A 12694-nucleotide genomic window follows, 5' to 3' on the forward strand; every position below is an offset into this window, starting at 1 on the left:
CGGGGCAAATCAAAGGCGATACCCGTATTAGTCCGTGCTGCGGCAAATCTCCGCAAATGTGATGATACAGCGACATCAGCGGTTTGTTGACAGGGATCGAGCCTTTTGGCTCAATCGGGGCGGACATAGGCGGCTTTCAGCGCTCCAGACACAAGGGCGTGAGGGCGGGATGCAACGAGCGATCGGATAAGAATCGCCGGGCATCGGGGAGGGAACGATGCTGGACTTTGTTCAGCAGCTCGTCAGCGGCATCGCGCTCGGCTGCGTTTACGGCCTGATCGCGCTCGGCTTCGTGCTGGTCTACAAGGCAACCGAGGTCGTCAATTTCGCGCAAGGCGATTTGATGATGCTGGGCGGCTTTTTCGCCTTCACCTTCATCGGCATGCTCGGGCTGAATTACTGGGTCGGGTTCGCCGGCGCGGTGATCTGCATGGCGCTGTTCGGCATGCTGGCCGAGCGGCTCGTGGTGCGGCCGATCCTCGGCTATCCGCAGTTCTCCATCATCATGGCGACGATCGGGCTCGGCTATTTCCTGCGCTCGATCTCCGGCATGATCTGGGGCACCGACGACTTCAAGATCGAGACGCCGTTCAGCCAGGGCGTCCTGAGGATCGGCAGCCTGGTGCTCGCCTACGACAAGCTGTCGGTGATCGCGGCGACCGTCATCCTGTGTGCGCTGCTCTATCTGTTCTTCAATCGCACCACGCTCGGCACCGCGATGCGCGCCAGCTCCGAGAACATGCTGGCTGCCTATTACATGGGCATTCCGGTCAAGCGGGTGGTCTCGATCGTCTGGGCGATCTCGGCCGCGGTCGCGACCTGCGCCGGCGTGCTGCTGGCGCCGATCACCTTCATTCATTCCAATGTCGGCCTGGTGCTGGGGTTGAAGGCGTTTCCGGCTGCGGTGCTCGGCGGCTTCGGCTCGATCCCGGGCGCCGTGGTCGGCGGTGTCCTGATCGGTGTGATCGAGAGCATGGCCGGCTTCTATTTGCCGCAGGGATGGAAGGACGTCGCGCCCTACATCGTGCTGCTCGCGGTGCTGCTGCTCAAGCCCGAAGGCCTGTTCGGCCTTCATGTCCGCAAGAAGGTCTGAGGAGCGACACATGCGGTTTCTCTTCAAGACCGATTACGAAGACGACATCAAGCTGTTCCCGCACTCGGGCTACATCTATTCCTACGGCCTGTTGCTGGCGGTGCTGCTGATCGCGCCCTACACGCTCTCAAGCTATCTGATGAGCCAGCTCGTCTTCGTCTGCATCTACGCGACCGTCGGCGTCGGGCTCTTGATCCTGACCGGCTTCACCGGACAGGCCTCGCTCGGCCATGCCGCGTTTCTTGCGATCGGCGCCTACACCGCGGCCTATCTGCAGCAGTTCAATGTGCCGTTCCCGGTCTACTTCCTCGCCGCGGGGCTGTTGACCGGCGTGGTCGGCGCGCTGGTCGGATTTCCGGCGCTGCGGCTGCAGGGCATCTATCTGGTGATCGCGACGATCTCCTTTGCGTTCATCGTCGAGGAGATCCTGGCGCGCTGGGAAAGCGTCACCAACGGCAATGAGGGCATGCGGGTCAAGACCATGCAGCTGCTCGGCTCCACGGTGTCGCGCGACGGCCCGACCTTCTATTATCTCTGTCTTGCGGTGCTGGTGCTGACCATCGTCGGCACGCTCAATCTGCTGCGCTCGCCGACCGGGCGCGCCTTCGTCGCGATCCGCGACAGCGAGACCGCGGCGCGCAGCATGGGCATCAATGTCGCGCTCTACAAGGTGAAGTCGTTCGCGATCTCGGCGGCGATCACCGGCTTTGCCGGCGTGCTGTTCGCGCACAAGCTGTCCTTCATCTCGCCCGAGATGTTCACGCTGCAGCTCTCGATCGAGTTCATCATCGTGATCCTGATCGGCGGCACGTTCAGCCTGCACGGCGCGGTGCTGGGCGCGATCTTCCTGGTCATGATCGATCCGTTCCTGACCTATCTGAAGGACGATATGCCCGGCGTGATCGGCGGCATTGCTGCGACCCTCGGTGCCGGCTCCGAGCGCGCGGGCCACATCCAGGACGCGGTCGCAGCCTTCGCCTCCGCCAACGGACTGAAGGGTGCGATCTACGGCATCATCATCGTGCTGTTCGTGCTGTTTGAGCCGCTCGGACTCTACGGCCGCTGGCTCAAGATCAAGCTCTTCTTCCAGCTGTTCCCGCTCTACAAGCGCGCGACCTTCAAACGGCAGAAGATCTACGTGAAATCGGAGCGGAACAGATGAGCTATTTCCGCGCCGAGAACCTGTCGCTGCATTTCGGGGGCCTCAAGGCGGTCGATGCGGTCAGCTTCGCGGTCGAGAAGGGCGAGATCCTCTCGATCATCGGGCCCAATGGCGCCGGCAAAAGCTCGATCTTCAACCTGATCTCGCGGATCTACCCGCCGACCTCCGGCAAGATCTTCTTCGAGGATCAGGACATCACCCAGGAGCCGGCCTACGATATCGCGAAACTCGGCATCGCCCGCACCTTCCAGAACATCGAGCTGTTCGAGAACGCGACCGTGCTGAGCAATCTCCTGGTCGGCCGCCATCGCCATTCCACCACCCGGCTCTGGCAGGAGCTGTTGTTCCTGCCGAGCGTCCGCGCCGGCGAGAAGGCACATCGCCGCCGCGTCGAGCAGGTGATCGAGTTCCTCGATCTCGAGCCCTACCGCGACAAGCTGATCTCGGGACTGCCTTACGGTGTGCGCAAGGTGATCGAACTGGCGCGGGCGCTGTGCTCGGAGCCGAAGCTGATCCTGCTCGACGAGCCGTCCTCCGGACTCAATGTCGAGGAGACAGACGACATGTCGTTCTGGATCCGCGACATGAAGAGCGAGCTCGGCATCACCGTGCTGATGGTCGAGCACGACATGACGCTGGTCAACCGCGTCTCCGACCGCGTCATCGCGCTGAACTACGGCCGCGTGCTGGCGATGGGTTCGCCGTCCGAGGTGCAGCACCATCCCGACGTCGTCGCAGCGTATCTCGGCGCATGAGGATGATGCCATGAGCACAGCGGACATCATCCTGAAGCTCTCCAACATCGAAAGCTATTACGGGCCGATCATGGCGATCCGCGGCATCAGCCTTGAGGTGCCGCGCGGCCGGATCGTGACGCTGCTCGGCGCCAACGGCGCCGGCAAGACCACGGTCCTGAAGACGATCTCCGGCATCCTCGACCCGCAGAAGGGCTCGATCGAATTCCTCGGCAAGCCGATCCAGCGCATGGAGGCCGACCGGATCGTGCGGCTCGGCCTCAGCCACGTGCCGGAGGGGCGCGAGGTGTTTCCGTTCCTGTCGGTACGCGAAAACCTGATGATGGGCGCCTATCTGCGCAAGGACCGCGACGGTGTGGCGCAGGACCTCGAGCGCGTCTACGGCTATTTTCCACGGCTGAGGGAGCGGCTCGGCCAGCCGGCCGGGCAGCTTTCGGGCGGCGAGCAGCAGATGCTGGCGATCGGGCGGGCGCTGATGAACCGGCCGACGCTGCTGCTGCTCGATGAGCCGTCGCTCGGGCTGTCGCCGATCCTGGTGAAGGAGATCTTCACCATCATCCGCCGCGTCAATGAGGAGCAGGGCATGTCGATCCTGCTGGTCGAGCAGAATGCCAAGATCGCGCTGGAGACGGCGCATTACGGCTATGTGCTGGAGATCGGCCGCGTCGTCATGAACGATACCTGCGAGCGGCTGATGAATTCACCCGATATCCAGGAATTCTATCTCGGCGCCAAGGAAGCGGGCGCGCGGGGCGAGCGGCGCTGGAAAAAGAAGAAGACGTGGCGTTGAGAAGGACTTGGCGCTGAAGAAGGCTCGCGTCGACGAAAGTCGACGCTGCGTTGAGAGAGGGTTGGAGCTAGATTTCAGGCTTGGCTCGCAAACAAGACCGGCACAACAACCCGGCGCGCGAGGCAGGCGGCAGAGGAGGGAGCGCGCATGGCAGGATCAGCGGTGCTGACGGTTGCCGACACGATCGCGAGGAGCTTTCTGCTCGCGGTTCAGACGCGTGGCGACAGGCCCGCGATCCGCGAGAAGAAGTTCGGCATCTGGCAGCCGACCAGCTGGCGCGAATGGCTGCAGATTTCCAAGGACATCGCCTTCGGCCTGCATGCCACCGGCTTCCGCCCCGGCGACGTCGGCTCGATCATCGCCAATGCGGTGCCGGAATGGGTCTATGCCGACATGGGCATCCTGTGCGCCGGCGGCGTCTCGTCCGGGATTTATCCAACTGATTCGGCGGCGCAGGTCGAATACCTCATCAATGATTCCCGCACGCGGGTGATCTTCGTCGAGGACGAGGAGCAGCTCGACAAGGTGCTGACCTGCCGCTCGCGCTGTCCGACGCTGGAGAAGATCGTCGTGTTCGACATGGAGGGCCTCTCCGGCTTCTCCGATCCGATGGTGCTGTCGCTTGCCGAATTCACCGCGCTCGGCCGCAACCATGCCCAGGGCAACGATGCCTTGTGGGACGAGATGACCGGCAGCCGCACCGCCTCCGACCTCGCGATCCTGGTCTACACCTCCGGCACCACGGGCCCGCCCAAGGGCGCGATGCACTCCAATCGCAGCGTGACGCACCAGATGCGCCACGCCAACGATCTCTACCCCTCGACCGACAGCGAGGAGCGGCTGGTGTTCCTGCCGCTCTGCCATGTCGCCGAGCGGGTCGGCGGCTATTACATCTCGCTCGCGCTGGGGTCGGTGATGAATTTCGCCGAGAGCCCGGAGACGGTGCCGGACAATCTGCGCGAGGTGCAGCCGACTGCGTTCCTCGCGGTGCCCCGGATCTGGGAGAAGTTCTATTCCGGCATCACCATCGCGCTGAAAGATGCGACCCCGTTCCAGAACTGGATGTACGCCCGTGCGCTCGCGATCGGCAACCGGATGACCGAGTGCCGGCTGCAGGGCGAGACGCCGCCGCTGTCGTTGCGGCTCGCCAACCGCGCGGCCTATTGGCTGGTGTTCCGCAACATCCGCCGCATGCTCGGGCTCGACCGCTGCCGGATCGCATTGACCGGCGCCGCGCCGATCTCGCCGGATCTGATCCGCTGGTATCTCGCGCTCGGCATCGACATGCGCGAGGTCTACGGCCAGACCGAGAATTGCGGCGTCGCGACCATGATGCCGGCGGACCGCATCAAGCTCGGCTCGGTTGGCAAGGCCGCGCCCTGGGGCGAGGTGATGATCTGCCCGAAGGGCGAGATCCTGATCAAGGGCGACTTCCTGTTCATGGGCTATCTCAACCAGCCGGAGAGGACCGCCGAGACGATCGACGCGAAGGGCTGGCTGCACACCGGTGACGTCGGCACGATCGACAATGAAGGCTATGTCAAGATCACCGACCGGATGAAGGACATTATCATCACCTCCGGCGGCAAGAACATCACGCCGTCCGAGATCGAGAACCAGCTCAAATTCTCGCCTTACGTCTCGGACGCGGTCGTGATCGGCGACAAGCGGCCGTATCTGACCTGCCTGATCATGATCGACCAGGAGAATGTCGAGAAATACGCCCAGGATCACGACATCCCCTTCACCAATTACGCGAGCCTGTGCCGCGCCCGCGAAATCCAGGATCTGATCCAGCGCGAGGTCGAGGCGGTCAACGTGAAGTTCGCGCGCGTCGAGACCGTCAAGAAATTCTATCTGATCGAGCGCCAGCTCACGCCCGAGGACGAGGAGCTGACGCCGACCATGAAGCTGAAGCGGAGCTTCGTGAACAAGCGCTACGCCGCCGAGATCGACGCGATGTATGGCGAACGGGCGGTGGCATAGCCGAAGAGAAGGAAATTGGCGAAGGAGCGAGCCGGCCCGACCCTTCGCTCAACATGGGCCATGTAAGGAGGAGACTGCAATGTCGAAATCGCTGAAGGCGCTGGGCCTTGCGGTGAGCGCGCTGGCGCTGACCTGTCTGCCGGCCGCAGCCCAGACCAAGGTCACCAATGAAGGCATATCGCCGACCGAGATCGTGATCGGAACGCATCAGGACTTGTCCGGCCCGATCAAGGTCTGGGGCGTTCCGGTGTCCAACGGCATGAAGATGGCGGTCGAGGAGATCAACGCCGGCGGCGGCATCAACGGCCGCAAGATCAAGATGATCCTGGAGGATAACGGCTACGATCCGAAGAAGGCGGTGCTGGCCTCGCAGAAGATGGTCGAGCGCGACAAGGTGTTCGCGATGATCGGACCGATGGGTTCGCCGACCGTGCTTGCCGCGCAGGACGTCCTGTTCGATGCCGGCGTGCTGCAGCTGTTCCCGCTGACGGCTGCCGAATTCACCTTCAAGTTCGATCCCGCCAAGCCGCAGGAGCGGCTGAAGTTCAACAACCTCCTGCCCTATGTCGAGAGCACGCGCGCCGCGCTCAAATACATGATGGAGTGGAAGAACTTCAAGAAGCCCTGCATCATGCATCAGGATGACGAGTACGGCAAAAACGTGCTCGACGGCTTCACCCAGCAGCTTGGCGCGATGAAGGTACAGCCGGCCTCGGTCACGAGCTACAAGCGCGGCGCCTCCGACTTCTCGGCGCAGGTCGCCAAGATGAAGGCCGACGGCTGCGACCTCGTCGTGCTCGGCACCGTGATCCGCGAGACCATCGGCGCGATGAACGAGGCCAAGAAGCTCGGCTGGGACGTGACCTTCCTCGGCGCCACCCCGACCAACGTGCTCGAAGTGCCGGCGCTCGGCAAGGAAGCCGTCGAAGGGCTCTATGCGGCGTCGGGCTTCGAGATACCTTACGAGGACACGGCCAAGGGCAAGGTGAAGGACTGGCTGGTGAACTACAAGAAGATGTTCAACACCGACGCCAACACCCAGGCGATCATCGGCTACAACGCGGTGATGACCTTCGCCTTCTACGCGCAGAAGGCGGGCAAGGACCTCTCCGGCCAGAAGATGCTGGACTCGCTGGAGTCAGGCGACAAGTTCCTCGACATCTTCAGCTCGCCGCCGACCAAGTTCTCCAAGACGGATCATCTCGCCAACACCATCACCCAGGTGCAGCAGGTCAAGGGCGGCCGCTGGGTGCTGGTGAAGGATAATCTGATGTTCTGAGCGGACCCTCGGGTCGTTCCGGGATGGTGCGTGAGCACCAGACCCGGAACCTCGAGCTTCCGGGTTCGATGCTCCGCATCGCCCCGGAATGACGCAGTCAGTTCACCAGCGCCGGCCGCCACGCGGCCTCGGCGACGAGCGGGGCATCGACATAGCGGCTGACGCCATGCTGGTCGATCACGAAGGTCGGCCGAAAACTCCTGATGTCGCTATCCTCGATCATCGCCATGCGGCGGTTGTCGAGCGTCAGCCAGCGGCCGTCGAGCCGCGCCGCGACCACCGCATGGTCCTCGCCGCCGACGAGGTCATGCAGGACGACGATCCGCAAATCTTCCGGCGCGACGCCGGCCTTGCGCAGCGCCACCAATTTCGCGATCGCATAGTCCTCGCAATCGCCGCTGCCGCTGGCGAATGTGGCGAGCGGCGTCGCCCAGACGTCGGGCTCGCCATAGGCCGCAAGATCGCTGCCCGGACGGATCGCAAGGTTGATCGCGCGGTTGATCTCGCCGAGCCGGGCGCGACCCTGACGCGCCCGTCCGGCATCGACGATCGCCAGGAATCGCAGCGCCGCCGGCGACGCACAGCCGGCGCGGTCGCTCTCGCAGACTGCCAATTGCTCCAATTCGTCGGCGAGCTGGCGCTGCACGCCGAGCCATTTGTCGTGCAGGCCACCGTCGGCAAGCAGGCTGGTCGTCAGGCCGAACGGCTCGGTCGACTTTCTGATCAGCGTCGCCGGACCGGGCGAGAGCAGCGAAGCGGCATTGAGCTCGGCAACCGGCGCGGCCAGCGCCAGGCCAAAGCCCAGCATGACGGCGCACAGCGCAAGCGGGCGAAGCGAGAATCTCATCCGACACCCCCTGTCCGCTCATCGGCGGGTGGATATTGCACCGCGCACGCGACCGGATCGTTTCATGCCGGGCAGCATGGCGAACGATCCCTTCGAATCGACTTAAGATGTGGGGAATCAGGGGAAGAGGCTAAAGGGCGCCTGCTTGGGGTCCCGAAAACTTTACCGGTTTGTGAAAGGAAGCGGCGAACCTTTTTCCACTGCTTTGCAACTCATCCTTGCCTTCTGGTTAACCCGGCCGGTCCGCGCACGGGACCGCTGTGATTTGTAAGCTAAGTCACAGCTTTGGCCAGGAAATTGGGGTCAAATGCCCGCTCTGGGCTATGGGGAAATAGAGGCAAGTACAGAAATGCCAATCAATACCACGAATACGTGGCTCAGTACGTATCTTGGCTTAAATCCCACCTTATGGTACCGTCAAGCGAACCCAAACTACACGGCTCTTCACAGCGTGAGCCAAGTCACATCCAGTCAAACCGCACTACAGGACCACCTTGCGCAAGCACAGCGTGGTTTCGCCAAGCTTTATCCGATGATATGCAGGCATAATCATTCGGATATTTTAACAATATTAACTCTCGTGCGGTGATCCGCAGTGAACTTTGTCGAGAAATTCGACGGCCTGTTGCCGAACACGGACGCTTATGCCCGTGGATACGTGCACGTCGACAGTGTTTCCACGCATGCTCCGCCCGGCGCGATCATCGTCGACGATGGGCAATTGCTGTTCACCGGCGACTTCAAGCGGACCGGGCTCGATCTCGTCATCGCGAAGGACGATCGGGAACTCGTCCTGCACGACTACTTCAAGGGCGAAAAGCGCGCGCCGCTGGCGTCGCCTGACGGCGCGCATCTCACCGGCGATCTTGTCAACGCACTCACCGGCTATACCCAATATGCCCAGGCCGGCGGCGCGGCGGAGCCGGCCAAGGTCATCGGCCATGTCACCAAGCTGACCGGGAACGCCACTGCCATCCGCAATGGCGTCGCCATCGTCCTGAACCAGGGCGACAACGTCAACAAGGGTGACGTTGTGCAATCCGGCGGCGACTCGACGCTCGGCATCACCTTCATCGACGGCACCGTGTTCGGTCTCGGCCCGAACGCCAAGATGGTGCTGAACGAAATGATCTACGACCCGAACGGGTCGAGCAATTCGTCGCTGATGAGTCTGGTCTCGGGCACGATCTCCTTCGTTGCCGGCGCGACCGCCAAGCACGGCGACATGAAGGTCGATACGCCGGTCGCGACCATGGGCATTCGCGGTACCGCGGTGCTGGTCGAGATCGATTTCGACGTGCAGGGCACCGGCGGCGTGCCGCCGGCCAAATTCCAGGTGCTGGTCGAGCCCGATGGCACCACCGGCTCCTACATCCTGTTCGACAAGACGACGCTCAATCCGATCGCGACCGTCGATCAGGCCGGCACCCAGACCATCGTCAACGGCCAGGGCAGCGTCAGCTTCGTCTCGTCGGCGCAACTATCGACCGATGCGCAGAAGCTCATCTCCGATGTGTTCGCGCTGAAGTTCACCGACAACAACAATCCTAACACCAAGCTCACGACGAACTTCACGGACAGCGTCGTCCCGGTGTCGACCAGCTTCAAGCTCACCAGCAGCGACGGTGGCGCGCCGATCATCATTCTGCTGACCTTCGTCAACACGACCGGACCTCAGGCCGGCGGCGCTCCCAACAGCAGGCTCGATCACATCCCGGGGCCGCCGCAAGTCGTGACCCAGGACGCGGTGTTTACCGAGCGGTCGGGGCTGACCCAGAGCGGGCTGTTCGACACCGCGACGGGCCAGATCAAATGGCTGGACCTCAATGTCGGTGACACGCCGAGTGCGAAGGTCGACTATTCCGCGTTCAGCTACCGGGGCGCCAACGGCAGCGACGTCACCTCATCGCTGACCGCTGCGCAGCTTGCAGCCATCAAGGCCGTCGAGATCCCGTTGCTGCTCGAGCCCAATCCGAACAACAAGAATGCCGGTTCGGCGACCTGGACCTACAGCCTTGCCGACAGCGCGTTCGACTTCCTGGCCGCCGGGGAAACGCTGACGCTGACCTATATCGCACGCGTCGATAACAATTTCGCGCCGAACAACGAGACCACGTTCAAGACCTTCACCATCACGATCACCGGCACCAACGACACGCCGGTGGTGACGTCCTCGGCGCAGGCCGGTTCGATCACCGAACTCGCCGCAACGACGAATTCCGCCCAGCCCGATACGGCGCACGGCACGCTGACGTTTACCGACGCGGATCTGAGCGACACGCATATGGTCACCATCACCGGCGTCACCGAGGCCGGCGTGACCAGCGGACTTGCCAGCCATGCCACTGTGCTGAGCTGGCTGTCGCTGGGCGCGCTGACCGATTCGACCGATGGCGTGACGGGATCGCGCTCCTGGACGTTCTCGGCCGCCGACAGGAGCTTCGACTATCTCGCCACCGGCGAGACGCTGACGTTGACCTACACGATCCAGATCGACGACCATCAGGGCGGCGTCGTCACGTTGCCGGTCACCATCATGATCGTCGGCACCGACGACAGGCCGGTGATCACCTCGCCGACCCAGGCGGCCGCCATCACTGAAGCCGAGGAGACGACCGGCTCGGTCGTGCCGGATACCGCATCCGGTACCGTGACCTTCGTCGATGTCGATCTCAGCGACACCCACAGCGTCACCGTCGCCGGCGTCACCGAAACGGGCGTTATCACAGGGCTTCCCGATCAGGCGACGATACTGGGCTGGATGTCGCTCGGCACGCTGACGGATTCGACCGGCGGCGTAACCGGATCGCGCGCCTGGACCTTCTCGGCCGCCGACGAGAGTTTCGACTATCTCGCGGCCGGCGAGAAGCTGACCTTGACCTATCTGATCCAGGTCGACGACCATCACGGCGGTGTCGTCACCCAGCCCGTCACCATCACCATCACGGGCACCAACGACGCGCCAGTGGTCGCGGCCGACGTCTCCGGCAAAGCCGGCGTGCACGAGATCACCGAGCTTCCTGAGACGACCGGTGACACCGCTGATTCTGACAACGCAGTTGGTTCGTTGGCCTTCACCGATGTCGATCTGAGTGATCGTCATACGGTCAGCAATTCCGCACCGAGCTTCAGCTGGTCGGATGCTGGCCAGCAGCTGACCTTGACCGCGGATCAGCGGGACGCGTTGACGGCGGCGAGCCACCTTACCCTGACGCTCAGCGACAGCACAGGCAGCGGTCATGGCGCGGTGGACTTCAATTATAGCGCTGTCGATGCAAGCTTCGATTTCCTCGCTCTGGGCGAGACGCTGACGGTCACCTACGACATCACGGTCACCGACAACAACCACGTGTCCTCGACCCGGCCGGTGACGATCACGATCATCGGGTCCAACGACGCGCCGACGCTCGCCAGTGTCAATGCCGGTGCGCTCACCGATACCGCGGCCGACGACAGCTTCGGCCCGCTCACCGGCACGCTGCATGGCAACGATGTCGATCACGGCGAGACCGCGACGCTGACCTATGCGGCCGTGAACAATGACGTCCCGACCCTGGACGTCGCGATCAAGGGCCTGTACGGCTCGCTCACCGTCCATGCCGACGGTACCTACACCTATGTTCCGGACGCGATCGCGATCAATGCGCTCGCCAAAGGCACCTATGCCGACACCTTCGATATCGAGACCGTCGATGTGCATGGCGCCGTCGGCGCAGCACAGCTGACAATCGACGTTGTAGGGGCAAACGATGCGCCCGTGACGACGGACGACGTGGCCACGACTTTCGGGAGCTCCGGCAGCGTCACCGGAAACCTGCTCAGCAACGACAGCGATGCCGAGCACGATACGCTCTCGATTGCCGGCGTCGGGCACGATGCGGCGGTGGACCATCAGTTCATGGTCGACGGCCTTTATGGCGAACTGGTCGTCGATCCGGTGACCGGCGCTTATACCTACACGCTGGGGGTCACGGCCGCGCAGATTGCGGCGATCGCTGCCCTGCCTCACGGCACCAGCGCGGTGGACCAGTTCACCTATACGGCCTTTGACGGCGCGCTCGGAACTGCCGGGCATCTGACGGTGACGGTCAATGGCGACGACGCACCCGTGATCCAGACCGACAATATCGGCGTGCTGCACAATTCCGACGGGACCGACACGATTACTGGCCTGACGGTGACGGATGCCGATGCAGGCGCCGATGAGATTTTCAACCTGACAGCGGCAACTGATGGCAAGAGCAGCAGTACGGTCGCTCCCTCGTCCCACGCTGGCGACCTGGCCGGTATCAATGCCACGCTCTCAGCGGGCCTTACCTATGATCCGGGCGAATTCGCGCCCTCCACCGATATGGTCACGCTCACAGTGGCCGACGGGTACGGCGCGACCGACAAGGTCAATCTGATCTTCAACGTCCAACAGGATCGGCCAGAGCCCGTGATGCTGACCGGGACCGGCGACAAGGACATATTCTTTGGGTCGGACTACCAGGACAAGTTCGTGTTTGCGCCGAACTTTAACCACGACACGATCCTGAACTTCACGCCAGGCCAGGACCAGATCGACCTGTCCACGGTCGTCTCGGCAAGCACCTTTAGTACCTGGTTCGATCAGCATGTTGCGACATCGCCGACGAACTCGGCGGATACGCTGATCACGGTCGACGGCGCAGACACGATCACATTGCACAATGTCGCCAAGGCGAGCCTGTCCCAGAACGACTTCATCATTCATTTTACGTGACAGACGCGCGGCCGTGCCGCCGCGGGTCTGGTCCGGCT

Annotated in this window: 8 protein-coding genes; 7 read left to right on the top strand and 1 reads right to left on the bottom strand. The window is 62.9% G+C overall.

Going from position 1 to position 12694, the window contains the following annotated elements:
- Window positions 1-217: 217 nt before the first annotated feature.
- The 6 genes from IF803_RS13990 to IF803_RS14015 all read left to right on the top strand — a co-directional run bounded on the left by IF803_RS13990 (window position 218) and on the right by IF803_RS14015 (window position 7065).
- The gene (locus IF803_RS13990; protein ID WP_461192525.1) at window positions 218-1093 is read left to right on the top strand and encodes a branched-chain amino acid ABC transporter permease; all 876 of its coding nucleotides are present in this window, start codon (window positions 218-220) and stop codon (window positions 1091-1093) included.
- Window positions 1094-1103: 10 nt separating this feature from the next.
- Window positions 1104-2255 (top strand): branched-chain amino acid ABC transporter permease, encoded by a 1152-nt coding sequence (locus tag IF803_RS13995; protein WP_461192526.1) that lies wholly within the window; start codon window positions 1104-1106, stop codon window positions 2253-2255.
- A complete protein-coding gene (locus IF803_RS14000; RefSeq protein WP_028336610.1) occupies window positions 2252-3010 on the top strand; it encodes an ABC transporter ATP-binding protein in 759 nt (252 codons plus the stop codon). The genes IF803_RS13995 and IF803_RS14000 overlap by 4 nt, the downstream gene beginning before the upstream one ends.
- A gap of 10 nt (window positions 3011-3020) precedes the next feature.
- Entirely contained in the window at window positions 3021-3800 is a 780-nt protein-coding gene (locus tag IF803_RS14005; RefSeq protein ID WP_018269124.1) for an ABC transporter ATP-binding protein, read from the top strand.
- Between the two features lie 147 nt (window positions 3801-3947).
- Entirely contained in the window at window positions 3948-5786 is a 1839-nt protein-coding gene (locus IF803_RS14010; RefSeq protein ID WP_461192527.1) for an AMP-dependent synthetase/ligase, read from the top strand.
- Window positions 5787-5865: 79 nt separating this feature from the next.
- Window positions 5866-7065, top strand: coding sequence for an ABC transporter substrate-binding protein (locus IF803_RS14015; RefSeq protein WP_225163332.1), 1200 nt, complete (start codon window positions 5866-5868; stop codon window positions 7063-7065).
- A gap of 97 nt (window positions 7066-7162) precedes the next feature.
- Here IF803_RS14015 and IF803_RS14020 read toward each other — a convergent pair whose 3' ends face one another.
- Window positions 7163-7912 carry a transglutaminase-like cysteine peptidase gene (locus IF803_RS14020; protein ID WP_461192528.1) on the bottom strand — a complete coding sequence of 250 codons (750 nt, stop codon included), beginning with the start codon at window positions 7910-7912 and terminating at the stop codon, window positions 7163-7165.
- A gap of 595 nt (window positions 7913-8507) precedes the next feature.
- Between IF803_RS14020 and IF803_RS14025 the strand changes: the two genes are divergently transcribed.
- On the top strand, window positions 8508-12656 hold the full coding sequence (locus IF803_RS14025) for a VCBS domain-containing protein (protein ID WP_461192529.1): 4149 nt from the start codon (window positions 8508-8510) through the stop codon (window positions 12654-12656).
- The last annotated feature ends 38 nt before the right edge of the window (window positions 12657-12694 follow it).

Source organism: Bradyrhizobium sp. UFLA06-06 (assembly GCF_054820065.1).